The sequence below is a fragment of the Kribbella solani genome (genome assembly GCF_014205295.1).
Lineage (GTDB): Bacteria > Actinomycetota > Actinomycetes > Propionibacteriales > Kribbellaceae > Kribbella > Kribbella solani.
Window position 1 is genome coordinate 7,260,429 of the sequence record NZ_JACHNF010000001.1, and the last position, 21,749, is coordinate 7,282,177.

The window sequence follows — 21,749 nt, forward strand, 5'->3', positions numbered from 1 at the left end:
CCTCGACCTCCCCCCGGAGCAGGCTCACTGTAATGCACAACACTTGTCCCATGAAGCGCTCCAGGACAGGGCCCAAACGACGGGGTGGCGGACGGCTCCTGGCCCTGGTGCAGTTCTTCGCGTTCCTGACGGCGGCCTTCGGCGGCTTGGGGCTGTACTCGTCGCACCTGTCACGTCCGCTCGATCAACCTACCGCGACGGCTAACGGAACGGTGGTCAGTACCCACGAGTCCACGTGGTTCCCCAAACGCGCCGGCTCGGCCAGTGTCCGGTACGCCGTGGGTGGGGCGGACTACCTGATCAAAACGCGCCGGGACCCGGGGGAGCACTTTCTGCGCATCGGCGACGTCGTCCCGGTCGAGTACGCCGTTGCCGCGCCGGCCGCTGCTCGTGGGGTCTGGGCAGCGGATGCGGCGCGGTCGGACGCCACGGTGTGCTTCTGGATTGCCGGGGTTTGTGCCGGGTTGGGGCTGGTCAGTTTCGGTGGGTGGTGGCGGTCCAGCGGCCGGCGTGGTGGGTGATTTGGATGGGGTGGGCGAAGGTTTGGGTGATCAGGGGAGTGGTGAGGACCTCGTCGGCCGGGCCGGTGGCGAGGAGGCGGCCTTCGCGGAGGAGGGCGGCGTGGGTGGTGCAGGTGGGGAGTTCCTCGAGGTGATGGGTGACCAGGAGCCAGGTCAGGTGTGGGTGGGAGGCGTGGATCTGGTCGAGGGTTTCGAGGAGTTGTTCGCGGGCGGCGACGTCGAGACCCGTTGAGGGTTCGTCCAGGAGCAGGAGTTTCGGGTCGGAGATGAGCGCGCGGGCGATCAGAGCGCGGCCACGTTCGCCCTGGGAAATGGTGGTCCAGGGCGACTTGGCGTGCGCGCCGACGCCGAGCAGGTCGATCAGCTCGTAGGCACGAGCGGTCTGTTCGGCGGTCGGCTCCCAGCGCGGCATTCGTTCGATGGTTCCGGTCAGGCCGGTCAGCACGACGTCGTGGATGGTGAGCGGCGAGCGCAGCGGGTGGCGCGGGTTCACGTGGCCGATGGATTCACGCAGCGTGCGGATGTCGACCGTACCCAACCGTTTGCCCAGGATCTCGACCGTGCCGCGGGTTGGGTGCGTGACCGCGCCGCACAGGCCGAGCATGGTGCTCTTCCCGGCGCCGTTCGGGCCGAGCAGCGCCCAGCGTTCACCCTCGGCCGCGGTCAGCGACACCCCGGTGAGCAGCGGTTTGCCGTCCCGGACGAAATCGACGTCCTTCAGTTCGAGCACCCGTAAACCTCCTCGTACAACGCCTTCAGCTCGGCCGCGCTCGCTTCCCGCCCGGTCCGGTCCGTGTACTCCTGGACGTGCCGCGCGAACACCGCTTCCTGTTCAGCCGGCAACCGTACGCCGTACACGGATTCCAGTACGTGCGCGATCCCACCTTTACCCGACTGGCTGTTCACGCGGACCACCGCCTCGTACCCGCGGCCGACGTCGGCCGGATCGATCGGCAGGTACGGCACCTCCCAGAACCCCGGTCCCTGGACGGCGAAACCCTTCCGGATCGCGTCCTGATGCGTACCCGAGAACGCGGTGTACACGAGTTCGCCGACGTACGGATGCCGCGGATGAATCGGCATCCGGGTGCAGTACTCGACCACGTCCTTGATCCGGTCGATGTCCGAGAAGTCGATCATCGGGTCCACGCCCTGGGCATGGAGGTTCAGCGCGAGGGTGGCGATGTCGACGTTGCCGGTGCGTTCGCCGTTGCCGAAGACGCAGCCCTCGACGCGTTGCGCGCCGGCCAGGACGGCGAGTTCGGCGCAGGCGACCCCGGTGCCGCGGTCGTTGTGCGGGTGTACGGACAGGATGACGCCGTCGCGCCGGGGCAAGTTCTGATGCATGTACTCGATCTGGTCGGCGTACACGTTCGGAGTCGCGACCTCGACCGTGGCCGGCAGGTTCAGGATCACCGGTCGTTCCGCGGTCGCGTCCCACTGTTTGGTCAGGTGGTCGGCGAGTTCGAGGATGAAGTCCGGCTCGGTCAGGTTGTACACCTCGGGCGAGAACTGGAAGCGCACGTTGTCCCCGGCCAGCCGCTGGATGTGCTCCGATCCGGCGTAGATCATCGCGGCCAGTTCGTCCCGGGTACGGCGCAGCACGACATCGCGCCACACCGGCGCGGTCGCCGTGTACATGTGGATGACCACGTCGCCGCGGATGCCCGCGACCGATTCGACCGTGCGCTCGATCAGGTCCTTGCGGGCCGGGGTGAAGACGACGATGGTGACGTCCGGCGGGACCAGGTCCGAGCCGGCCAGCAGCCGGACGAAGTCGAAGTCGGTCGTGGACGCGGACGGGTAGCCGACCTCGATCTCCTTGTAGCCGATGGCAACCATCAGCTCGAAGAACTTCCGCTTCCGCTCGGGGTCCATCGGGTCGGCCAGCGCCTGGTTGCCGTCCCGGAGGTCGACCGGCACCCACAGCGGCGCGGTGGTGATCCGGTTGTCCGGCCAGGTGCGGGCGACCGGCGCGCCTTGGATCGGGCGCGGCACCGGGACCTTGGCGAAGACGTCGCGGTAGCGGTGGCTGGGCATGGGGGAGGGTTGCTGACGGTTCACGATCGTGGGTCCTTCCGGGGTCCGAAGCGGGTGGACCGGCGGATGACGGCACTCCACGGGGGGAGCGCCGGTCGAATCAGCTCCCGCCGTGGCGGCCAAGAAGGAGGAGGCCCGCGAGCCGGAGGGTCGACATGCCGAGTACCGTATCAACTCCTCAGACAAGCTGACAACCTGAGAACCAATACACTTGCCCAATGATTCGCCGACACCCGCTGGCCGAGCAGGCCGCTGAGGAGTTGCTGCGCCGGATCGGCAGCGGTGAATGGGCAGTCGGCGCGAAGCTGCCTGGCGAGACCACGCTGGCTGCACAGCTGGGCGTCGGCCGGTCGACGATCCGGGAGGCGGTGCGTGAGCTCGCCGGTCGCCGGGTGCTGGAGAGCCGGCAGGGCGCCGGGGTGTTCGTGCTCGCGCTCGAGGCCGCTGAGGACTGGGACAAGGTGCTCCGCAAGGCGGACATCACCGACGTACTCGAGGGCCGGCTGGCGATCGAGACCGAAGGCGCCCGGCTGGCCGCGTCCCGGCGGACTCCGGACGACCTGAAGAACTTCCGCTACACGCTCTCCGACCGGCGGAGGGCCGCGGTGAGTGCACCGGACGACTGGTACATCGAGGCTGACCTGGCGTTCCATCGTGCGATCGTGACGGCCGCGCACAACGCGGTACTCACCGAGTTGTTCGACACCTTCGTTCCGCGGATCCGGCGGGCGATGGTCGACATGCTGAAGATGGACGACGAGCACCGGCACCGCAACGACCAGGCGGCACACGCGGCGATCGCCGAGGCGATCCGGGTGAAGGACGCCGACCTGGCCGCATCCCTCTCCCGCCAGCACCTCAGCGCCGTCCGCAACTCCATCACCTAGCGCAACTGCGCCGACCCGCCGCCATCGCCTAGCCGCAGCGATCGGTTCGCCGCGGCGATCGCTGGTCGCCGTCGGCGCGATGTGTTGTGGTTAGTTGCGGTGTTGGGCGAGTACTGAGCGGAGCCAGGGTGTCAGTGCGTCCAGGTCGTCGACGTTGTCCGGGGTGATCGTCAACGGCCGCGTACGCCGGTCCGTCGGCTGCACGCGGACGCTTCGTGCCAACGGAAGCCCGACCGGCGCATCGATCCGGCTGATCGCGCTCCAGGGGAGCGTGCGCCCGCGGGTGATGCCGGACTCGTCCACCGTGAGCACCGGACGGTTCGTGATCAGCTGCCAGACAGCGTGCCCGGTGCCGTACATGAACGCGGCCAGTGCGGTCAGCCGCAGGACGCCGAGTGTTCCGGAGATGTCGTTGTTCTGCAGGTGCTGGAGGTTCGTCAGCGCGGACACCACTGTCAGCAAGCCGAAGCCGACCAGGCGGGCGTACACCCGTACGCGGCGAGGTGGAAAGACCACGCTGCCTTCTGACTCGAGCTCGGCCGCCCATGCGTCTGCCGACATGTCAGGCGCCCCACCTGTCTGTGTGGTCGGCCACAGTGGGCGGATCGGCGCCGTGCCGGGTGCAGGTGATCGCAGCGGCTTTCACCGCGTAGTCGACCACGTCGTGCAGGTCTTCGGCTCCCAGACCGGCCAGGCGCTTCTCACCGAGCAGACCGCGTGCGTTGAGGCCGGCGATCAGTGCAGACATGAACGAGTCACCTGCGCCCACTGTGTCGACCACATCGATCGCCGGCGCCGGTACGTCGACCTGTATGTCCCGGCTGACTCCAAGAGCGCCGCCGCTGCCGCGGGTGATCACCACGCACTGCGTACGCTCCGCAGTGAGTAGCTCCTGCGCTATGGCTTCGGGCGTCTGCCCCGGGCGCAGGAACTCACAGTCCTCGTCACTCAGCTTGACCAGGTCGCTCAGCGCCGCCAGCTCCCGTACGGCAGACCAGGTCGACACCGGGTCCGGTGTGATGCTGGGACGCGCGTTCGGGTCAAGAGTGACTGTCACTGGCTGGTCGATGAGTGACTTCAGGAAGTCGTGGATGGCTGCCGCACCAGGCTCGAGCACGGTCGCGATCGAGCCGGTGTGTACCGCTGGGCACCCGCGTGACAGTGAGAGCGTCGGCGGCTCCCAGGAGATGTCGAACTGGTACGTCGCGACGCCCGCCGCGTCCAGCGTCGCCGTCGCGGTGCTGGTCCGGAACTTGGCGTCAACCGAGCCAGGAGCAAGCTGCACCCCGTTACCGAACAGGTGCGCGCCAAGTTGATCCCCGTACGCGTCGGTGCCGAACCGGGTCACCAACTCGGTAGGAACCCCCAGTCGAGCCAACCCCACCGCGACATTCGCCGGAGACCCACCCGGAGTCGCCTGCACCTTCCCGTTCCGGCCGCTCTTGGCTACAGCTCCAACGATGTCAACCAGAGCTTCCCCAACTACTAGAACAGGGGCGCTCATCTGGCGTGCTCGAAGTCGATGGTGGAGTAGGCGCGGAGTTTGGCCAGCTGGTGGACGCTTTCGATGGTACGGATGGTGCCGCTGCGGGAGCGCATCACCAGGGAGTGCGTACGGGCGGTGGAGCGGCCGTAACGCACGCCGCGGAGGAGCTCGCCGTCGGTGATACCGGTGGCCACGAAGAAGCAGTCGTCGCCGCTGACCAGGTCGTCGGTGTCCAGTACCCGGTCCAGGTCGTGGCCGGCGTCCAGTGCCTTCTGCCGTTCGGCGTCGTCGCGCGGCCACAGCTTGCCCTGGATCTTGCCGCCCAGGCACTTCATCGCGCAGGCGGCGATGATGCCCTCCGGCGTACCACCGATGCCGAGCAGCATGTCCAGACCGGTGTCCGGACGGGCCGCCTCCACCGCGCCGGCCACGTCACCGTCGGAGATGAACTTGATCCGCGCGCCGGTGGCCCGGATCTGCGTCGCGAGCTCCTCGTGCCGGGGCCGGTCGAGCAGCACCACCGTGACATCGTCGACCGACGAACCCTTCGCCTTCGCGACCCGGCGGATGTTCTCGGCGACCGGCAGCCGGATGTCGACCACCTCGGCCGCTTCCGGCCCGACCACGAGTTTCTCCATGTAGAACACCGCGGACGGGTCGTACATCGAGTTCCGCGCCGACACCGCCATCACCGCGATGCCGTTGTTCATCCCCTTCGCGACGAGCGTCGTACCGTCCACCGGGTCGACCGCGACGTCGCACGCCGGGCCCTCGCCGGAGCCGACCTGCTCGCCGTTGTAGAGCATCGGGGCGTTGTCCTTCTCGCCCTCGCCGATCACCACGACGCCGTCCATGCCGACGGTGCCGATCAGCGTACGCATCGCGTTCACCGCCGCGCCGTCGGCGCCGTACTTGTCACCACGGCCGACCCAGCGCCCGGCCGCCATCGCGGCGGCCTCGGTGACCCGCACCAGTTCGAGCGCGAGGTTCCGGTCAGGCGCGTGCGCCTCGACCTCCAGATGGGCAGGTGGCGTGGTCGGGTCCATGTCCACGGATCGTAGCCAACGCCTCCGGCCGGTGTTCCGGCGGATTGGGCGGCACGAGACACTGTCGGTATGAGTTCCACAGGCCAGGGTGCTTCCGATCAGGGTGCCGCCGACGACACCGCGGCCGACACCGCCGCGCGCGAACGCGCGCAGGTGCTGGCGGAGCGGAACGAGTACCGCCAGGCGTACCGGCGGGACAAGGCGAAGTCGCAGACGGTCGGAAACATGGTGTTCGCGCTGGCGATCTGCCTGGCGGTGGTCGCGTTCCTGGTCCTGGTCACCTGGCGGCCGCACAAGGAGGAAGTCAAGGCGATCGAGTACACCGCGCAGCTCGAGGACGCGAAGAAGGTCGCCGCCTGGGTCCGCGGGCCGGAGCCGATGCCGTCCGGCTGGAGTGCGACCAGCGTCGAGTTCCGTACGCCGCAGCAGGAGCCGATCACCTGGCACCTCGGCGTGGTGACGGCGGCCCGCAAGTACGTCGGTCTGGAGCAGTCGAACGTCACCACCGGCAAGTTCCTCGGCGACAAACTCGGCCGCACGTCCGACGACGGCACCGCCGCGGTGAACGGCGTCACCTGGCAACGCAAGATCCTGCTGGACCGAAAAGGCGAAACCGCCCTGGTCCTGGTCGGCGCCGGCACCACCACCATAGTCACCGGCAACGCCGGCTACCCAGACCTGGAAGCCTTCGCCTCAGTCCTCCACTGACCACCCCCGCTACCCCCCGCGCCGCGCTGTCGTCCGGATGCGGTGACTGGCCGAACTCTGCACCTGAACGGGCAAGGCTCGCCGTGCGTGGGGTGAACGGTTTTCGGACGGGCGTTGACAGCGGGGTTGGGCGGGCGGTTGTATCGAGGATCGGCTCGTGCACGCTCGGGGATTAGCGAGAGGGCCTTTGATGGCTGCGCCTGCCAGGCTGGGGAGTTGACCCGCCGATGTTCGTCACGGGGTTGCTGCTGGGCGCGGGAAGCTCGCCGCATTTGGGTACGCCGTGGCAGTTGCTGGCCTATCGAGGCGACACGTTGCTCGGCTGCACGGTGCAAGCCGCGCGCGAATGCGGTTTCGACCAGCTGATCGTGACGCTCGGAAGCGCATCGGGCCAGGTACGCGACCGGGTCGACCTCGGCGGCGTACGGGTTGTCGACTCACCGCACTTCGACACCGGCAGCGCATCGATCGTCCCGGCGCTGGACGCGGTCGACCGGCGGGCGGACGGCATCGTCGTACTGCTCGGTGACCAGCCCGGAGTCACTTCCGCGACCGTGTGGTCACTGGTCGCCGAGGCCGCGACCCCGATCGGTGTCTGCCGGTACGGCGATGGTGAGAGTCAACCATGCTGGTTCGGCCGCGAACTGTTCGGTGAGCTGCGTGGCCTGCGTGCCGACGCCGAGCTGTGGAACCTGGTCGGCAGCGGCGTGCATCCGGTCACCAGAGTCGATGCTATCGGCAACATTCCGCCGCGGATCAGCACCTGGGCGACGTACGAACGAGTCATTTCCGGCGCACCCGGGCCGGCGGTCGAACCGCCGCCCGGCACACATTCGAGCGCGCTGCCCACCAACCCCCACCGCCGGCGGCGCCGCACCAGCACCTGACCGACTGGGAGTGGATCAGGTCCTGGTGCGCATCGGGTGGTCAGTCGGCGCCGGCCAGGCGCAGGCCGACGACGCCGGTGACGATCAGGGCGATGCAGGCGATTCGGGCGGGTGTGATCGGTTCGTCGAACAGGATGATTCCGAGGGTGACGACGCCGACCGAACCGAGGCCGGTCCAGATCGCGTACGCGGTGCCGACCGGGAGGCGGTCGAGGGTCCTGGCCAGCAGGGCGACCGAGATCACGCCGAACACCAGCACCCCGAGCGTCGGCCAGAGCTTGCTGAAGCCCTCGCTCGGTTTCAGGCTGAGTGCGAACGCGATCTCGAACGCCGCCGCGACCAGCAAGATGAGCCAGGCCATCAGGCTGCCTGTACTCCGCGCAGGTGCCGGTGGGTGATCGTCGCGACGCGAGCACCGAGCGCTGCCGCGGTGCGCAGGTCGGTGGCCGGCGGCGCCTTCTCCGCGGACAGGTCGCCGTCGGATTGCGCCATCGCGCCGAGCCAGCTGCCGAGCCGGTTCAGGTCCTCGATGCTCGCGGTGCTCTCTGCCCAGCCCGGGTAGATGTCCAGGCCGACCCAGATCATCCCGTGCTGCGCGGCGAAGACGGCCAGGTCGACCAGGCTGTTCAGCTTGTCGCCGTTGATCGCCTTCGAGTTGGTGAACCCGGCCGCGATCTTGTCCCGCCAGCCGAGGTCGCCGGCCCAGATCTTGACGCTTTCCTCGGCGAACTTCTTGAACACCCAGCTCGGGCTGCCCATGTATGTCGGGGTGCCGAAGATGATCGCGTCCGCCGCGTTCAGCCGGGCCCAGACATCGTCGGTCAGCTCGTCCAGCGGGACCAGGTCGGTGCTGGTGCCGGGCACCGACGCGGCGCCGGTGGCGACGGCCTCGGCCTGCCGCGCGGTGTGCCCGAACCCGGAGTGGTACGCGATCGCCACACGGGCGGGGGTGGTGGTCATGGCTGCTTCCTCCTGAGGCTTTAGCGGACTACAGTCCGTCTTATGGAAGACAGTACCGGACCGCAGTCCGTTTCACAACGAGGTTTGCCGGTGGTGGGTGAACCACGCCCGGAGCGCGCGGATGCGCGGCGGAACCGGCTCCGGGTTCTGGAGGCGGCCGACCGGTTGTTCACCGAGCACGGCGTGAAGAACGTGTCGCTCGACGCGATCGCCGCCGAGGCCGGGGTGGGGAAGGGGACCGTGTTCCGGCGGTTCGGGGACCGGGCCGGGCTGGCGGTCGCGCTACTGGACGAGCGTGAGCAGGAGCTGCAGGCGAAGATGCTCAACGGGCCGCCGCCGCTGGGGCCTGGCGCGCCGCCGGTGCTTCGGGTCGAGGCGTTTCTGGAGGCGTACCTGGAGCTGCTTGATCGGCATGTCGAGCTGTTCATGGACAGCGAGAACGCGTCGGACGGGGCGCGGTACCGGATCGGGTCGTACCACCTTTGGCACCGGCATCTGGCCCATTTGATCGAGGCGGCCCGGTCGGGGCTGGACGCCGACTACACGGCACATGTCCTGCTGGCGCCGCTCGCGGCGGATCTGCACAACGCGTTGCGGGGCCAGGGGTTCGACCTTGAGCGGCTCAAGGCTGGGCTCACCGCAGTAGCCAAAGCCCTGCTGCCGACCTGACCGCCGCCCCGGTCCAGCCGGTTACCCGCCGGTGGTTGGTGCTGGGGGCGGTTGTGCCCGGGGGACTTGGTTTAGTTGGGTTTTTGTTCGTGGGTGGCTTGGGCCTTGGTCAGGCGTTCGCGGGCGCCGTCCAGCCAGTGTTGGCAGGTGGTGGCGAGTTCCTCGCCGCGCTCCCACAGGGCCAGGGACTCCTCCAGAGTGGTGCCGCCGGCCTCCAGTTTGCGGACGACCTCGATCAGCTCCTCGCGGGCCTGCTCGTAGGATATTTCCGGTCGGTCGCCGCTCACTTCGTCTCCTCGGACTTGACTTCCACCGCGAAGCGGCCGTCGGTGACCCGCGCTTGCAGCAGGTCCCCGGGCGCCACCTGCGCCATTTCCCGGACGGCGGTGCCGTCGGCCAGTTGCAGCACCGAGTATCCGCGCTCGAGCGTCGCCTTCGGTGACAAGGCCCGGACGCTCGCCAGCCGGTGCGTGATGTCGTCGCTGGCGCGGTCCAGCCGGTGCGTCAGGGTCCGGCGGTTTCGCTCGACCAGCGCCGTGATTTCGTCGCCGCGCCGCTGCAGGTCGGTCACCGGAGCTGCCAGCGCCGGCCGGCTGCGCACCGCCGCCAGCGCGTGCGTCTCCCGGTCCAGCCAGGAGGTGATTGCTCGCAAACCGCGCTCCCGCAGCAGGCGTACGCCGTCGAGCTCCTCGCGGACGTCCGGCACGATGCGTTTCGCCGCGTCGGTCGGCGTCGACGCGCGCAGGTCCGCGACCAGGTCGAGGAGTGGTGAGTCCGGCTCGTGGCCGATCGCGCTCACCACCGGCGTACCCGTCTTGGAAACCGCGCGGATCAGGCCCTCGTCGGAGAACGGCAGCAGGTCCTCCAGTGAGCCGCCGCCGCGGGCAATCACGATCACCTCGACGGCCTCGTCCGCGTCCAGTTTCCGCAGCGCGGTCATCACCTCACCGGCCGCGGACGGTCCCTGCACCGACGCGTACTCGATCCGGAACGCCACCGCGGGCCAGCGGCGTTTCGCGTTCTCGAGTACGTCCCGCTCGGCGGCCGAGTCGCGTCCGCAGATCAGGCCGATCGTGTGCGGGAGAAAGGGCAGTTTCTGTTTCCGGTACGCGGCGAAGAGGCCCTCTGCCGCCAGCAACTGTTTGAGGCGCTCGATCCGCGCCAGCAGCTCGCCGATGCCGACGTGACGGATCTCGTTCACCGCGAGCGCGAGGGTGCCGCGGCGGGCGAAGAAGTTCGGCTTGGCGTTCACCACTACCCGCGAACCGTCCGTGACCGGCGGGTCGACCGCTTCGAACACCCGGCGATTGCAGGTGAACCGCAGCGAGATATCGGCGTCGGTGTCCCGGAGCGTACCGAAAACGGTGGTCGTCCCGCGCCCGATCGAGACGTCCGTCAGCTGCCCCTCGACCCACACTGCCCCGAGCTGATTGATCCAGCTCGCAATGCCGTTCGCAATCGTACGAACGGCGGCGGGCGCATCCGGCGACGTCTCCAAAGCCACCCCCAGACCCTACGACCCCGCACCGACAAACCGGGTCAGGCGCCTCAGGTGAACTCCCGGACAACACGTTCGAGCACGCCGTCGGGGAGTACGCCGGGCAGGGTCAGCTGCTCCAGCATGTAGCCACCGACGGCGAGGTAGAGCAGCAGCGGATCGCCGGGCAGCCCGTGTTCGCGGTGCAGCCGCATGGTTTCGTCGAGGTTCTCGCGTACGCGCCGGGCGAGCGCCGCTTGCAACGCGGGGCGGCGGGTCGCTTCGAGGCGGAGCTCGAGCAGCGCGAGGTACCCGGACCGGTCGGCGCTGAGCCGGGCGCGCAGCAGGCCGAGGAGCGCGCCGAGGAACTCGGTCGACGGCGGCTGATCGAGATCGGCGCTGTCGGGGCCGAGCCGGTCGTGGACCCGCAGGCCTGCTTGCAGGAGCAGGTCGTCGCGGTTGGCGAAGTAGTTCGAGGCGGTGCCGTGCGGTACGCCGGCCGCGACGTCCACCGAGCGGAACGTGAGCCCGCGCGCGCCGTCGGCAGCGAGCACCTCGATCGCCGCGTCGACGAGCGCGGTCCGCCGTTCAGGGTTGGTACGCATCAAACTCCTTGAGGATGAAACCACTACGTATAGAGTACTACGGACGAAGTGTTTACGAGAGGGAGACATGCGCGAACTGACCTACTTCATCGCCGCCAGCCTGGACGGGTACGTCGCCGCCGACGACGGCGGTGACCCGACCGACGTGAGCCCGGGCGGGTTCTTCCTGTCCCAGGGCGACCACTCCGTGCCGCTGATCGAGGCGTACCCGGAGACGCTGCCCGGGGCGGTGCGGCAGGCGCTCGGGCTGGACGCGGAGAACCGCGTCTTCGACACCGTGCTGATGGGGCGACGGACGTGGGAGCTCGGCGTCGAACTCGGCACCACCAACGCGTATCCGCGGTTGCGCAACCTGGTGTTCAGCCGAACGCTCGGCGCGAGCCCCGACCCGACGGTCGAGCTCGTCGGCACCGACCCGGTGGAGCGCGTCCGCGAGCTCAAACGCGAACCAGGCCTGGGGATCTGGCTCTGCGGCGGCGGCGCGCTGGCCGAGTCCTTGTGGCCGGAGATCGACCGCCTGGTGATCAAGGTCAACCCGGTCGTGATCGGCGCCGGCGTCAAGCTCTTCGAATCTGAGCAGACCGACGTCCGGACACTCGAACTCACCGACCACCAGATCTACGGCAGCGGCATCGCAGTCCTCACCTACCGCAAGCCGTGATGCCCTGAGTCGGCGAAAATCCTTTGCGGTGAAGGGGTTTTCGGGGGATTCTTGCCGGGCTGGTTCACCTCCCGTGAGGAGCCGCTCCGACAGGGCGGGCGGCTCCTCGGGGTGATGGTGGTCACAGGGCATGGGTCGAGTCGGTCGGGTGCGGCCCGTACCATTGGAGCGTGACTGCCCAGCCTGACGACTCTGGTACTTCGACCGCGGTGCGGACCAAGCGGGTGCTGCTGGCGGCCCCCCGGGGGTACTGCGCCGGCGTGGACCGAGCCGTCGTCGCGGTGGAGAAGGCGCTCGATCTGTACGGACCGCCGGTGTACGTGCGCAAGGAGATCGTGCACAACAAGTATGTCGTGCAGACCTTGCAGAAGCGCGGTGCGATCTTCGTCGACGAGACCGACGAGGTGCCCGAGGGCGAGACGGTGATCTTCTCCGCGCACGGCGTGGCCCCGGTGGTGCACGAGGAGGCGGCCGCGCGGCAGTTGAAGACGATCGACGCGACCTGCCCGCTGGTGACGAAGGTGCATCACGAGGCGAAGCGGTTCGCCGCCACCGACTACGACATCCTGCTGATCGGCCACGAAGGTCATGAGGAAGTCATCGGTACGTCCGGCGAGGCGCCCGATCACGTACACCTGGTCGACGGCCCGGACGACGTACCCAACGTGACCGTCCGCGACCCGGAGAAGGTGGTCTGGCTGTCCCAGACCACGCTGTCCGTCGACGAGACGATGGAGACGGTACGCCGGTTGCGCGAACGGTTCCCGCACTTGCAGGACCCGCCGAGCGACGACATCTGCTACGCGACGCAGAACCGGCAGGCGGCGGTGAAGAAGCTCGCGCCGGAGGCCGACCTGATGCTCGTGGTCGGCTCCCGTAACTCGTCCAACTCGGTGCGCCTGGTCGAGGTGGCGGTCGAGCACGGCGCGAAGGCCGGTTACCTGGTCGACTTCGCCGACGAGATCGACGAGGCCTGGCTGGACGGCGTCGACGCGGTCGGGGTGAGCAGCGGCGCGAGCGTACCCGAGGTGCTGGTCCGCGACGTCCTGCGCTGGCTTGCCGAGCGCGGTTACGCCGATGTCCAGGAGGTCACCACCGCGGAGGAGAGCCTCACCTTCGCCCTCCCCCGCGACCTCCGCGCCGACCTGAAGGCCGCCGGCCTCCCCACCACCGGCACCTCCGACCACGCCTGGACTATCTGACCGTCACCGTTGTGGTCGCGGTGGTCGGAAACCAGCCTTTCGTTCCGCAGTAGTGCACCGTGTAGGTGAACTTGTAGGTGCCGGGGCGTTTGAACGTGTGGCTCTCCGACTGATAGCTCTCGGACCCCGACTTGAGCTGAGTGCGGGCGCAGTCGACCGCCCCACCGTCGGAGCCGGTGTTGTAGCCGTCGCCGAAGGCGTAGACGGTCCCCGCCGACAGGTTCAGGAACGACGTGGTTGCCGGTAGCACCGTGTTCTCCGGCTGCACCTTCGGGATGTATGCCTTGCCGGAGACCGTGATGTTCATGGTCACGGTGCGGCCTTTGATTGCTGGTTTGAGGACTACCTGGATCGGTGGCGGTGGTTTCGGGGTAACCGTCGGCGGGCCGGTGATCACCGATTTCGGTGCGCCGGGGCTGTTCGTCACCGGTGGCGCGCCGCCGATGTCCGTGACGTTGCCGAGGGCAAGGGCGACTGCCGCCGCGCCGGCGGCGGCCACCAGTGCGACGCCGGTCGCGCGCCGCCGGCGTACCGTCCGGACCCGGTTGAACACTGCTTCGCTCGGTACGGCGCTGGGCGGCGGCGGATCGGCCACCAACTGCTCGAACCGGCTTTTCAGATCGTCGGTCATGGCTCAGCCCTCCTTCTGGGCAGGGGAGGAGACGGCGGCGACCAGGTGATGTTCGCGGAGTTTCGCCAGCCCGCGGGACACGTTGCTCTTCACGGTGCCGACCGAACAGCCCATGATCTGGGCGATCTCCGCTTCGGGCAGATCCTCGAAGTACCGCAGCACCAGCGTCGCGCGGGTACGCCGGGGGAGCGTGGCGAGTGCCCTGAGCAACAGGTCACGATCGTCCACCACCCCGTACTCGGACGGTGCGGCCGGCTCCGGAAGGTACTCCGTCGGCGTCTCGCCCTTCCATTTCCGGCGCCACCACTGCGTACTGGTGTTCACCATCACCGTGCGGGTGTAGCTCTCCAGCGCGTTGCCGCTGCGCAGCGAGTTCCGGTGGAACCACACCTTGGTCAGGCTCGTCTGGACGAGATCCTCGGCCAGATGCCATTCTCCGGTCAGCAGGTACCCGAATCGCTGTAACGCCGTGAACCGTCCGTCCACGAACTCGGCGAACTCGAGATCCCGTCCTGGATCCATCCCACACCCCTCGGCAGCTTTCTCTCACCCGGTCAGGAGTGTGATGAGCCGAAGGTTCCGAAAGGTTGAGCTGTGATCCGGCGGAATCGAGGTTGTGATCTTCAGACCGCGGCGTCGTACCGGGTCTGGGCAGTAGTGATGGCCGGCAGGTGGTTTTCGGCCCAGTCGGACAGGACGCTGATCGGGGCGATCAGCGACGTACCGAGCGGCGTGAGCGTGTAGACGACACGGGGCGGGATCTCGGCGAACACCTCACGGGTGATCAGGCCGTCGCGCTCCATCCGGCGCAGCGTCTGGGTGAGTACCTTCGGCGCGACCCGGCCGATGCCGTCGCGGAGCTCGGTGAAGCGCAGCGGGCCGTCGCGCAGCAGCAGGACGGCGAGCACGGTCCACTTGTCGCCGATCCGGTCCAGGATCACCCGGGTCGGGCAGTTCGGGTCGAAGACGTTGCCTTTGGTTACCACAAGGTACTTATAGCACGTTGAAGTAGCCAGTTACCAATCGATACTGTCGAGGTCAGAGCCAATCGAAAGGAAACTGGGAATGAAGATCGCGGTGTACGGCGCGAGTGGGATGGTCGGCAGCCGAGTGGTCGCCGAGGCGATCGGTCGTGGGCACGAGGTGACCGGCGTCACTCGATCCGGCGGTGAACTTCCGGCCGGCGTCCGCGCGGTGCGGGCGAACGCGAACGATGTCGCGGCGGCGAAGGAGCTGGCCGCGGACGTCGACGCACTGGTCGCGGCGATCGGTCCGAGCCGGGCGGGTGGCGACCACCAGGAGTACCTGGACGCGGTCGACACCCTGGTCGCGGCGGTACGTGGCACCGCGACCCGGCTGATCGTGGTCGGTGGCGCGGGCAGTTTGGTTGTCAACGGCAACCGGGTGGTGGACGCGCCCGACTTCCCGGCGGCGTACAAGAACGAGTCACTGACCGTCTCCCAGGCGCTGGAGAACCTTCGCGCCACCGGCGAAGAGGTCAACTGGACGATGCTGTCCCCGGCGCTGACGATCGCGCCGGGCGAACGTACCGGTGTCTTCCGCCTCGGTCTGGACGAGCCGATCGGCGACCACATCTCCGCCGAGGACTACGCGATCGCCCTGGTCGACGAGCTGGAGCAGCCGGCCCACAACCACCACCGCTTCACCCTGGGCTACTGAGCACGGGGCTACTGGGGCAGTGGGCTACTGGGTGTTCGGCTGCTCGGGTAGGTGCTCCACGTACTTCCCCAGCACGTAGTCCCAGCCGGTGTCGTAGCTGAGCCGCGCCCGGGCGCCGTCACCGCGATGCTCCCACCCGGAATGAACCAGCCGGACCTCGGTGCCGGCCGCGGTAGGCGTGAATGTGACGGTGACCCGGCCGGCCTCACTCGGCTCGCTGCCGGGATGCCAGCTGAAGCTCAGCGACCGCGGCGGATTCCAGGCGGACAAAGTTCCCCAGGTCGCTAGCTCGCCGGCCGCGCCGTACTCGACGATGCGGCCGCCGACAGCGCCCTCCAGACGTACCTCGCGCGCCGCGTCTTCGCCGACCGAGTGGCCGAACAGTGGCCACCAGGCCGATGTCTCCGCGGTGAACGCCTCGAACGCTCGCTCGACGCCGACCGGTACGACCACCTGTTTCACCAGTGGTGCGATCTCCTGCTCCACGTTCATCTCCGCTCCTCGTCGGTCCGCTTGACGTGCTCGGCGTACGCCTGCAGCGCATCGCCCCAGAACTGGTCGAGCCACTTCCGCAGCTCGTCGAGACCGGCCTGGTGGACCCGGTAGATGTTGCGCGTACCGCGCGACTCGTGCCGTACCAGACCGACCGCCCCGAGCACCTTCAGATGCTGCGAAATGGCCGGCCGGCTGACGGGCAGGTGCTCAGCCAGGCCACCGACCGAGCACGGCCCACCAGTCCGCAGGGTCTCGAGGATCACCCTGCGGGTCGGGTCGCCCAGCGCGTCCAGCACAGGCCCCGCGGCAACAAGTGATCCGTAAGTTTCCACGAACGGTAAGTTGCCACTAACGGAACTTGGCGTCAAGGGGTCAGTTGAGGGGGTCGAGGGTCAGGGTGGCTTGTTGGGGGTTGGGGGCGTGGATCAGGGACTCGTGGTTGCCGACGTCGTCGAAGGCGAAGGCGTAGGCGCGGGTGTCGGCCATCTGGGCGTGGATGGTTTTGGCGTACTGGTTGGTGACGGCGTCCTGGTAGAAGTTCGCGTTGCTCGGGTCCGGCTGGTTGGGGTTCGTCAGCAGGGTGGTGCGGTTGAAACCGGCGCAGAGCGTACGGGAAATTGGTCCGCGGATCTGGTCGTTCGGTGCGTCGAGCAGTTTGAAGCAGCCGAAAACGCTGGCCGAATCAGGTTTCTGGAATGACGTGACGACCGCGCCGGAACCGTCGGTGAAGTTCATGACATTGCCCGTGACACGGCCGAAGTACTTCGTACCCTCACCGAACGGGGCCACGGTCAGCGTTTCCGAGGCGTACTTCGACCAGACTCGATTGATGTAGTCATCCATCGCATTCGCGGGAAGGGCGCCGGTTTCCACGCCGTACAACGGAGAAAGCGCACGCAGCACCGAGCCATCGGGTGCTGTCTGGATCAGCCCGCCCCAACCGCCGGCGGTGTCGCGGAGCGTGTTGTAGACCGCGTTGTACCCGCCGGGCTTGAGGCGGCCGGTGGTGTTTCCGTTGACGCCGACCGCGTACGGCGCGGAGAACATGTCGACCTGGGTGCTGTTGATCCACAGCCCACCATCGTTCAGCGTGTACTCCGACCAGTTGAACAGGATGTTCCGGTTCGGGTCGCTGGGGTTCTGTACGGCCGGTTGCACCAGGCCGCCGGTGGTCAGTTTGAAGACGAGCTTTTGGCCGTACGAGAAGTACACCCGGCCGGAGAACTTCGGTAGCTGGATCGTGGTTGCTTGGCCGTTCGCCGGTCCTGGGATGGATGCGTCCGGTGCTGGGGCCGGCGGGTTGCCGCCGGCCGGCCAGGCGTGGAACGTACCGGCGGCGTCGGCCCAGCCCTGCTGCCCAGTCGCCAGGTTGGTGCCCAGGTTGTAGATGTAGACGGCGTCCGCGCGCCCCGAGTTGTTGGTGACGGTCAGTGGAATAGTCGTCGGTACCGCCGCTGGGGCTGGTGGTGCCGACAAGATGCCGGTCAGTGCCGCCGCCGCGATGACGATCGGCAGTCGTGTTGCGAAGCGCATGGTGTTCTCCTCACGTCGCTTGAGAGAGCGCTCTCATCCTGTCGTGAGGCAACCACCTAGTGTCAACGGCTGACTACTGTCGGCTTTCCGACAGGCGGGGGGATCGGCTCGGGCGCAGGTCCTGGCCGTCCAGCTGGCTGGGGCCGGGGAGCAGAGACCTGCGCGTCAGCCGGCCTGGGTCGGGGGCCAGTGTCTGGTGGGTTGGGGGTCTTCCAGGGCGAGGAACTCGGGCGCGGTGAGAGGTCGCACGGACGCCTCGATCGACTCCATCGCGGTCAGCTCGGACTCGGTGACGTGCAGGTCGCGGAGTTTGCGGGCCGTGATGAAGACCCGCCGCTCGAACGATCCGACCGTCCCGTTGTACGCCTCGACCGCTGACGTCAGCGAGCGCCCGACCCGGCCGAGATGATCGCCCATCGTGCCCAGGCGCTCGTACAGCTCCCGCCCGAGCTCGAACACCTGCTGCGCCGACTCGGTCAGCGCCGACTGGTTCCACGCGTACGCGGCCGCGCGCAGCGTCGCGATCAGCGTCGTCGGAGTCGCCAGGATCACCCGCCGCTCCGCCGCGTACTCCAGCAGGGCCGGCTCGACGTCGAGGGCCGCCGACAAGAACGACTCGCCGGGTACGAACAGGATCACGAACTCCGGTGACGGCGAAAGCCTGGTCCAGTACGCCTTCGCGGACAGCTGGTCGACATGCGTACGCAGATGCCGGGCATGCGCGCGCAACCGGTCCTCGCGGAACTCGGCGTCATCGGACTCGCTCGCGTCCAGGAACGCCGCCAGCGGCACCTTCGAGTCGACGACGAGATTCTTGCCCTCGGCAAGCCGGACCACCAGGTCCGGACGCAGGATGCCGTCCTCCCCGAAGGTCGTCGCCTGCTCGGTGAAGTCGCAGTGCGCGACCATCCCGGCCAGCTCGACGGTCCGGCGCAGGTGCAGCTCGCCCCAGCGCCCGCGGACCTGCGGTTTTCGGAGCGCGGTCGACAGCGACGCGGTCTCGCGGCGCAACGCCTCGCCGCTCATCCGCACCTCGTTGACCTGCTGGTGCAGCTGGCTCTGCCAGGCCGCCCGCCCCTTCTCGAGCTCGCCCAGTTGCGCGTGCAGGCGATCCAGCGCCTCCTTCACCACCGCCTGGCCGCCCAGCTGCTGACCGACGGACGTCCGCTCCTGGGTCAGCTCGACGACCCGGTCCTCGGCCGCGTCCCGCTCGGCGGTGATCCGGGCCAGCCGGGAACCGTCGCGCCCGCGCGCCCAGAGCACGCCGAACGCGGCGCCCAGCAGCAGCCCGATGAAACCGAACAGCAGGATCAGCAGCAGCGTCGTACCGGTCATGGCACTGATGGTGCCGAAGGCCACCGACAGTTTTCGGGACCGACGCTCAGCAATCCATCGCGGGAAAGCTGTATCCCTGCGCCTTCAGCAACGGAAGCACCTTGTCCAGCGCCGCCACCGTCTGCGCGCGGTTCCCGCCGCCGTCGTGCATCAGGATGATGTCGCGGTTGTGCGCGCGGGTCAGGATGTTGTGCACGATCGCGTTCGTGCCCGGCCGGGCCCAGTCGCGGGGGTCGACGTTCCAGAGCACCTGGACCTTCCCGGCGGCCCGGATGTCGGCGCGTACCTTCGGGTTCGACGCGCCGTACGGCGGCCGGAAGCAGGTCGACTGCGGTCCGTCGAAGATCTCGTGGTGCCGTTTCGCCGGTGACACCGCGGTCAGCTGCGGGTGCGTGATCGAGTGGCTGCCGATGGTGTTGCCGGCAGCAAGTACCTGCTCGCGCAGGCCCGGGTGCGCTGCCTGCATCTCGCCCAGCTCGAAGAACGTCGCGTGCGCTCCGTACTTGGCCAGGACCTGCAGGATCCGTGGCGTCCAGAGCGGGTCCGGGCCGTCGTCGAAGCTGAAGAACAGCACCTTTTTGTTGCCGGAGGCAAGCGCCGCGGTCGGGTTCGGGGCCGGCCGCCGCGGGGTCGACGGCGGCGCGTTCAGCGTCGGCGTCTCGGTCGGCTCCGGACCCGGTGTCGCCGAACTCCGTGAGGTCGCGGCCGCCGGTTTCGGTTGCCGTTCGTGCCCGAGCGCCAGAACGAGCAGCGAACCGGCGACGACGGCGAGCGCGACTCCGGTCGCGACGAGCGCGGCGAACTTACGGGACATCAAATCTCCCCCTTGCGGATCAGGCGGTTTCCCAGCTCCCCCTCAGGAGCCCTCACATGAGTGGAAGACGCCTTACCCGTCAGCTTGGTTGGCGCGGTCGTGTTGCGGAGAGATCTCGACTGTCGCGGCGGTACCGCGGTGGTACAGCCTGCCTTCCAGTGATTTCACGCTCGCGACCAGCACAAAGCTCATGCTGACCAGCAACGACCAAGCACCGAATTTCTCCGGATGTACGATTCGCCACACGCTGACCTGATCGGGATAGTTCCACGCGTCCAGGAAGGTGCCGGCGTTCTCCGCGATCCAGAGGAAGAAGCCGATCAGCGCGAAGGACACCGCCAGTGGCATCCGGTAGCGCCGTACGCCGACCGTGAAGAACACCCAGGCCCGGCGCAGCACGACCAGCAGGCCGATCGCGATCGGGATCCGCAGGTCGGGCAGCCAGTGGTGGGTGAAGAAGTTCAGATAGATCAGTACGGCGAACACCGTGGTCTGGAGCGGGCGGTATCCACTCACGCGGAGGTCGAACCGGCGCCAGGCCTGACAGAGGTAGCTGCCCACCGCGGCGTACATGAACCCGGCGAACAGCGGCACGCCCGCGAACTTCGTCACCGCGTCACCCGGGTACTGCCAGGAGCCGACGTGCACCTTGAACAACTCGAGCCCGAGTCCCACCAGGTGGAAACCGAAGATCACCGCCACCTCGCGCCACGTCTCCAGCCGGACCAGCCAGAAGAGCAGTGTCAGTACGAGGCAGTACAGCAGCAGCGCGTCGTACCGGGCGATCGGCAGGTCGACGTACTTGGACACCGCCAGGCCCGCGAACAGGAACGCCGGGAACAGGCACGACACCACTTCGAGCCAGCCGAAACGGAGCAGTTGCACGCAGCCGAACACGAAGCGTGAGGACAGGCCGGTACGATCGGTCCAGGTGGTCACGGTGGGGAAGACGCCGGATCCGGGCGGCTGGTTGGGGGTTCGGCGCCCCGGCCGCGTACCCTTGCCTCCCGTGGCACTCACCATCGGAATCGTCGGGCTCCCGAACGCGGGCAAGTCCACCCTGTTCAACGCGCTCACCAAGAACGACGTACTCGCCGCGAACTACCCGTTCGCGACCATCGAGCCGAACGTCGGCGTGGTCGGCGTACCCGACCCGCGGCTGCACAAGCTGGCCGAAGTGTTCGGATCGGCGAAGGTGATCCCGGCCACCGTCCAGTTCGTCGACATCGCCGGGATCGTCCGCGGCGCGTCCGAGGGCGAAGGGCTGGGCAACAAGTTCCTCAGCCACATCCGCGAGTCGGACGCGATCTGCCAGGTCACCCGGGTGTTCCGCGACGACGACGTCACCCACGTCGACGGCAAGGTCTCGCCGGCCGACGACATCTCCACCATCCAGACCGAGCTGATCCTGGCCGACCTGCAGACCGTCGAGAAGGCGATCCCGCGGCTGGAGAAGGAAGCCCGGCTGAAGAAGGAGAGCGTCGCCGTCCTGGACGCGGTCCGGGCCGCGCAGAAGCACCTCGAGGCGGGTACGCCGATCATCGCGACGGACGTCGACCGCGACGCGTTGCGCGAACTGATGCTGATGACCGCCAAGCCCTACCTGTACGTCTTCAACTGTGACGCCGACGAGCTCGCCGACGAGGACCTGAAGCAGAAGATGCGGGACCTGGTCGCGCCGGCCGAGGCGATCTTCCTGGACGCCAAGTTCGAGGCCGAGCTGGTCGAGCTCGGCGACGAGGACGAGGCCCGCGAGATGCTCACCGAGATGGGCATCGACGAGCCCGGCCTGGACGTGCTGGCCCGGGTCGGTTTCGACACCCTCGGCCTGCAGACGTACCTGACCGCCGGCCCGAAGGAATCCCGCGCCTGGACCATCCCCCGCGGCGCCACCGCCCCCGAAGCCGCCGGCGTCATCCACACCGACTTCCAGCGCGGCTTCATCAAGGCCGAAATCGTCTCCTTCACCGACCTGACCGAAGCCGGCTCCATGACCGCCGCCCGAGCCGCCGGCAAGGTCCGCATGGAAGGCAAGGACTACCTGATGCAGGACGGCGACGTAGTCGAGTTCCGCTTCAACGTCTAACAAAAGAGGCATCGCTGAGGAGGGGT

At 68.2% G+C, this 21,749-nt stretch carries 28 protein-coding genes; 9 read left to right on the plus strand and 19 right to left on the minus strand.

Annotated elements, in window-relative coordinates:
• Positions 1 to 50: 50 nt before the first annotated feature.
• Positions 51 to 521 (plus strand): hypothetical protein, encoded by a 471-nt coding sequence (locus tag HDA44_RS33730; RefSeq protein WP_184841455.1) that lies wholly within the window; start codon positions 51 to 53, stop codon positions 519 to 521.
• On the opposite strand, the gene HDA44_RS33735 is transcribed toward HDA44_RS33730, so the two are convergent.
• Together HDA44_RS33735 and HDA44_RS33740 are read right to left on the minus strand one after the other, a co-directional pair.
• Positions 475 to 1,251: an ATP-binding cassette domain-containing protein gene (locus HDA44_RS33735; RefSeq protein ID WP_184841457.1), complete on the minus strand. Its 777-nt coding sequence runs from the start codon at positions 1,249 to 1,251 to the stop codon at positions 475 to 477. The genes HDA44_RS33730 and HDA44_RS33735 overlap by 47 nt on opposite strands.
• Positions 1,239 to 2,585 (minus strand): 2-isopropylmalate synthase, encoded by a 1,347-nt coding sequence (locus HDA44_RS33740; RefSeq protein ID WP_337906719.1) that lies wholly within the window; start codon positions 2,583 to 2,585, stop codon positions 1,239 to 1,241. Before HDA44_RS33740 ends, HDA44_RS33735 begins: the two co-directional genes overlap by 13 nt.
• 194 nt (positions 2,586 to 2,779) lie before the next feature.
• Here HDA44_RS33740 and HDA44_RS33745 point away from each other — a divergent pair, with 194 nt between their 5' ends.
• Positions 2,780 to 3,448, plus strand: a complete 669-nt coding sequence (locus tag HDA44_RS33745; RefSeq protein ID WP_184841459.1) for a FadR/GntR family transcriptional regulator — start codon at positions 2,780 to 2,782, stop codon at positions 3,446 to 3,448.
• Between the two features lie 90 nt (positions 3,449 to 3,538).
• Here HDA44_RS33745 and HDA44_RS33750 read toward each other — a convergent pair whose 3' ends face one another.
• The 3 genes from HDA44_RS33750 to glpX are packed head-to-tail and all read right to left on the minus strand — an operon-like array spanning position 3,539 to position 5,980.
• On the minus strand, positions 3,539 to 4,009 hold the full coding sequence (locus tag HDA44_RS33750; RefSeq protein WP_184841461.1) for a PH domain-containing protein: 471 nt from the start codon (positions 4,007 to 4,009) through the stop codon (positions 3,539 to 3,541).
• Position 4,010: 1 nt separating this feature from the next.
• On the minus strand, positions 4,011 to 4,952 hold the full coding sequence (locus HDA44_RS33755; protein WP_184841462.1) for a carbohydrate kinase family protein: 942 nt from the start codon (positions 4,950 to 4,952) through the stop codon (positions 4,011 to 4,013).
• The gene (gene glpX / locus HDA44_RS33760) at positions 4,949 to 5,980 is read right to left on the minus strand and encodes a class II fructose-bisphosphatase (protein ID WP_184841464.1); all 1,032 of its coding nucleotides are present in this window, start codon (positions 5,978 to 5,980) and stop codon (positions 4,949 to 4,951) included. Before glpX ends, HDA44_RS33755 begins: the two co-directional genes overlap by 4 nt.
• 69 nt (positions 5,981 to 6,049) lie before the next feature.
• Between glpX and HDA44_RS33765 the strand changes: the two genes are divergently transcribed.
• Complete coding sequence (locus HDA44_RS33765) at positions 6,050 to 6,688, plus strand: DUF4245 domain-containing protein (RefSeq protein ID WP_184841466.1); 639 nt, start codon at positions 6,050 to 6,052, stop codon at positions 6,686 to 6,688.
• Positions 6,689 to 6,915: 227 nt separating this feature from the next.
• Positions 6,916 to 7,575: a nucleotidyltransferase family protein gene (locus HDA44_RS33770; RefSeq protein ID WP_184841468.1), complete on the plus strand. Its 660-nt coding sequence runs from the start codon at positions 6,916 to 6,918 to the stop codon at positions 7,573 to 7,575.
• Positions 7,576 to 7,615: 40 nt separating this feature from the next.
• On the opposite strand, the gene HDA44_RS33775 is transcribed toward HDA44_RS33770, so the two are convergent.
• Positions 7,616 to 7,936 (minus strand): DMT family transporter, encoded by a 321-nt coding sequence (locus HDA44_RS33775; protein ID WP_184841470.1) that lies wholly within the window; start codon positions 7,934 to 7,936, stop codon positions 7,616 to 7,618.
• Positions 7,936 to 8,535 carry a flavodoxin family protein gene (locus tag HDA44_RS33780; RefSeq protein ID WP_184841472.1) on the minus strand — a complete coding sequence of 200 codons (600 nt, stop codon included), beginning with the start codon at positions 8,533 to 8,535 and terminating at the stop codon, positions 7,936 to 7,938. The genes HDA44_RS33775 and HDA44_RS33780 overlap by 1 nt, the downstream gene beginning before the upstream one ends.
• Positions 8,536 to 8,628: 93 nt before the next feature.
• Between HDA44_RS33780 and HDA44_RS33785 the strand changes: the two genes are divergently transcribed.
• Positions 8,629 to 9,204 (plus strand): TetR/AcrR family transcriptional regulator, encoded by a 576-nt coding sequence (locus HDA44_RS33785; protein WP_319043414.1) that lies wholly within the window; start codon positions 8,629 to 8,631, stop codon positions 9,202 to 9,204.
• Positions 9,205 to 9,275: 71 nt separating this feature from the next.
• Here HDA44_RS33785 and HDA44_RS33790 read toward each other — a convergent pair whose 3' ends face one another.
• The 3 genes from HDA44_RS33790 to HDA44_RS33800 are packed head-to-tail and all read right to left on the minus strand — an operon-like array spanning position 9,276 to position 11,286.
• Complete coding sequence (locus HDA44_RS33790) at positions 9,276 to 9,491, minus strand: exodeoxyribonuclease VII small subunit (RefSeq protein ID WP_184841476.1); 216 nt, start codon at positions 9,489 to 9,491, stop codon at positions 9,276 to 9,278.
• On the minus strand, positions 9,488 to 10,708 hold the full coding sequence (gene xseA / locus HDA44_RS33795) for an exodeoxyribonuclease VII large subunit (protein ID WP_184841478.1): 1,221 nt from the start codon (positions 10,706 to 10,708) through the stop codon (positions 9,488 to 9,490). The genes HDA44_RS33790 and xseA overlap by 4 nt, the downstream gene beginning before the upstream one ends.
• 44 nt (positions 10,709 to 10,752) lie before the next feature.
• Positions 10,753 to 11,286 carry a TetR/AcrR family transcriptional regulator gene (locus HDA44_RS33800; RefSeq protein WP_184841480.1) on the minus strand — a complete coding sequence of 178 codons (534 nt, stop codon included), beginning with the start codon at positions 11,284 to 11,286 and terminating at the stop codon, positions 10,753 to 10,755.
• 67 nt (positions 11,287 to 11,353) lie between these two features.
• On the opposite strand from HDA44_RS33800, the gene HDA44_RS33805 reads away from it, so the two are divergent.
• Both HDA44_RS33805 and HDA44_RS33810 read left to right on the plus strand, forming a co-directional pair.
• Positions 11,354 to 11,947, plus strand: a complete 594-nt coding sequence (locus tag HDA44_RS33805) for a dihydrofolate reductase family protein (RefSeq protein ID WP_184841482.1) — start codon at positions 11,354 to 11,356, stop codon at positions 11,945 to 11,947.
• Between the two features lie 170 nt (positions 11,948 to 12,117).
• Positions 12,118 to 13,149: a 4-hydroxy-3-methylbut-2-enyl diphosphate reductase gene (locus HDA44_RS33810; RefSeq protein WP_184841484.1), complete on the plus strand. Its 1,032-nt coding sequence runs from the start codon at positions 12,118 to 12,120 to the stop codon at positions 13,147 to 13,149.
• Here HDA44_RS33810 and HDA44_RS33815 read toward each other — a convergent pair.
• The 3 genes from HDA44_RS33815 to HDA44_RS33825 all read right to left on the minus strand — a co-directional run bounded on the left by HDA44_RS33815 (position 13,142) and on the right by HDA44_RS33825 (position 14,766).
• The gene (locus HDA44_RS33815) at positions 13,142 to 13,780 is read right to left on the minus strand and encodes a hypothetical protein (protein WP_184841486.1); all 639 of its coding nucleotides are present in this window, start codon (positions 13,778 to 13,780) and stop codon (positions 13,142 to 13,144) included. The genes HDA44_RS33810 and HDA44_RS33815 overlap by 8 nt on opposite strands.
• Positions 13,781 to 13,783: 3 nt before the next feature.
• The gene (locus HDA44_RS33820; protein ID WP_184841488.1) at positions 13,784 to 14,302 is read right to left on the minus strand and encodes a SigE family RNA polymerase sigma factor; all 519 of its coding nucleotides are present in this window, start codon (positions 14,300 to 14,302) and stop codon (positions 13,784 to 13,786) included.
• A gap of 101 nt (positions 14,303 to 14,403) precedes the next feature.
• Entirely contained in the window at positions 14,404 to 14,766 is a 363-nt protein-coding gene (locus HDA44_RS33825; protein ID WP_337906723.1) for a winged helix-turn-helix transcriptional regulator, read from the minus strand.
• Positions 14,767 to 14,845: 79 nt separating this feature from the next.
• Here HDA44_RS33825 and HDA44_RS33830 point away from each other — a divergent pair, with 79 nt between their 5' ends.
• On the plus strand, positions 14,846 to 15,460 hold the full coding sequence (locus HDA44_RS33830; protein WP_184841490.1) for an NAD(P)-dependent oxidoreductase: 615 nt from the start codon (positions 14,846 to 14,848) through the stop codon (positions 15,458 to 15,460).
• A gap of 24 nt (positions 15,461 to 15,484) precedes the next feature.
• On the opposite strand, the gene HDA44_RS33835 is transcribed toward HDA44_RS33830, so the two are convergent.
• The 6 genes from HDA44_RS33835 to HDA44_RS33860 form a co-directional block, all read right to left on the minus strand.
• Positions 15,485 to 15,952, minus strand: coding sequence for an SRPBCC domain-containing protein (locus HDA44_RS33835; RefSeq protein ID WP_184841492.1), 468 nt, complete (start codon positions 15,950 to 15,952; stop codon positions 15,485 to 15,487).
• Positions 15,949 to 16,287, minus strand: a complete 339-nt coding sequence (locus HDA44_RS33840; protein WP_184841494.1) for a metalloregulator ArsR/SmtB family transcription factor — start codon at positions 16,285 to 16,287, stop codon at positions 15,949 to 15,951. Before HDA44_RS33840 ends, HDA44_RS33835 begins: the two co-directional genes overlap by 4 nt.
• Positions 16,288 to 16,327: 40 nt before the next feature.
• Positions 16,328 to 17,488 (minus strand): glycoside hydrolase family 64 protein, encoded by a 1,161-nt coding sequence (locus tag HDA44_RS33845; protein ID WP_184841497.1) that lies wholly within the window; start codon positions 17,486 to 17,488, stop codon positions 16,328 to 16,330.
• Between the two features lie 165 nt (positions 17,489 to 17,653).
• Positions 17,654 to 18,823 carry a DNA recombination protein RmuC gene (locus HDA44_RS33850; RefSeq protein ID WP_184841499.1) on the minus strand — a complete coding sequence of 390 codons (1,170 nt, stop codon included), beginning with the start codon at positions 18,821 to 18,823 and terminating at the stop codon, positions 17,654 to 17,656.
• A gap of 46 nt (positions 18,824 to 18,869) precedes the next feature.
• Positions 18,870 to 19,637, minus strand: coding sequence for a polysaccharide deacetylase family protein (locus tag HDA44_RS33855; RefSeq protein ID WP_184841501.1), 768 nt, complete (start codon positions 19,635 to 19,637; stop codon positions 18,870 to 18,872).
• Positions 19,638 to 19,709: 72 nt separating this feature from the next.
• The gene (locus tag HDA44_RS33860; RefSeq protein WP_337906726.1) at positions 19,710 to 20,657 is read right to left on the minus strand and encodes a DUF817 domain-containing protein; all 948 of its coding nucleotides are present in this window, start codon (positions 20,655 to 20,657) and stop codon (positions 19,710 to 19,712) included.
• On the opposite strand from HDA44_RS33860, the gene ychF reads away from it, so the two are divergent.
• Positions 20,647 to 21,723: a redox-regulated ATPase YchF gene (ychF, locus tag HDA44_RS33865; RefSeq protein ID WP_184841505.1), complete on the plus strand. Its 1,077-nt coding sequence runs from the start codon at positions 20,647 to 20,649 to the stop codon at positions 21,721 to 21,723. The two genes, HDA44_RS33860 and ychF, sit on opposite strands and share 11 nt — an antisense overlap.
• Positions 21,724 to 21,749: the final 26 nt, after the last annotated feature.

Bases quoted from the DNA above. Each gene is read 5' to 3' on its own strand.
- HDA44_RS33730 (WP_184841455.1), top strand. From the start codon at position 51: ATGAAGCGCTCCAGGACAGGGCCCAAACGACGGGGTGGCGGACGGCTC.
- HDA44_RS33745 (WP_184841459.1), top strand. From the start codon at position 2,780: ATGATTCGCCGACACCCGCTGGCCGAGCAGGCCGCTGAGGAGTTGCTG.
- HDA44_RS33750 (WP_184841461.1), bottom strand. From the start codon at position 4,009: ATGTCGGCAGACGCATGGGCGGCCGAGCTCGAGTCAGAAGGCAGCGTG.
- HDA44_RS33755 (WP_184841462.1), bottom strand. From the start codon at position 4,952: ATGAGCGCCCCTGTTCTAGTAGTTGGGGAAGCTCTGGTTGACATCGTT.
- glpX (WP_184841464.1), bottom strand. From the start codon at position 5,980: ATGGACCCGACCACGCCACCTGCCCATCTGGAGGTCGAGGCGCACGCG.
- HDA44_RS33765 (WP_184841466.1), top strand. From the start codon at position 6,050: ATGAGTTCCACAGGCCAGGGTGCTTCCGATCAGGGTGCCGCCGACGAC.
- HDA44_RS33770 (WP_184841468.1), top strand. From the start codon at position 6,916: ATGTTCGTCACGGGGTTGCTGCTGGGCGCGGGAAGCTCGCCGCATTTG.
- HDA44_RS33775 (WP_184841470.1), bottom strand. From the start codon at position 7,936: ATGGCCTGGCTCATCTTGCTGGTCGCGGCGGCGTTCGAGATCGCGTTC.
- HDA44_RS33780 (WP_184841472.1), bottom strand. From the start codon at position 8,535: ATGACCACCACCCCCGCCCGTGTGGCGATCGCGTACCACTCCGGGTTC.
- HDA44_RS33800 (WP_184841480.1), bottom strand. From the start codon at position 11,286: ATGCGTACCAACCCTGAACGGCGGACCGCGCTCGTCGACGCGGCGATC.
- HDA44_RS33805 (WP_184841482.1), top strand. From the start codon at position 11,354: ATGCGCGAACTGACCTACTTCATCGCCGCCAGCCTGGACGGGTACGTC.
- HDA44_RS33815 (WP_184841486.1), bottom strand. From the start codon at position 13,780: ATGACCGACGATCTGAAAAGCCGGTTCGAGCAGTTGGTGGCCGATCCG.
- HDA44_RS33820 (WP_184841488.1), bottom strand. From the start codon at position 14,302: ATGGATCCAGGACGGGATCTCGAGTTCGCCGAGTTCGTGGACGGACGG.
- HDA44_RS33830 (WP_184841490.1), top strand. From the start codon at position 14,846: ATGAAGATCGCGGTGTACGGCGCGAGTGGGATGGTCGGCAGCCGAGTG.
- HDA44_RS33835 (WP_184841492.1), bottom strand. From the start codon at position 15,952: ATGAACGTGGAGCAGGAGATCGCACCACTGGTGAAACAGGTGGTCGTA.
- HDA44_RS33845 (WP_184841497.1), bottom strand. From the start codon at position 17,488: ATGCGCTTCGCAACACGACTGCCGATCGTCATCGCGGCGGCGGCACTG.
- HDA44_RS33850 (WP_184841499.1), bottom strand. From the start codon at position 18,823: ATGACCGGTACGACGCTGCTGCTGATCCTGCTGTTCGGTTTCATCGGG.
- HDA44_RS33855 (WP_184841501.1), bottom strand. From the start codon at position 19,637: ATGTCCCGTAAGTTCGCCGCGCTCGTCGCGACCGGAGTCGCGCTCGCC.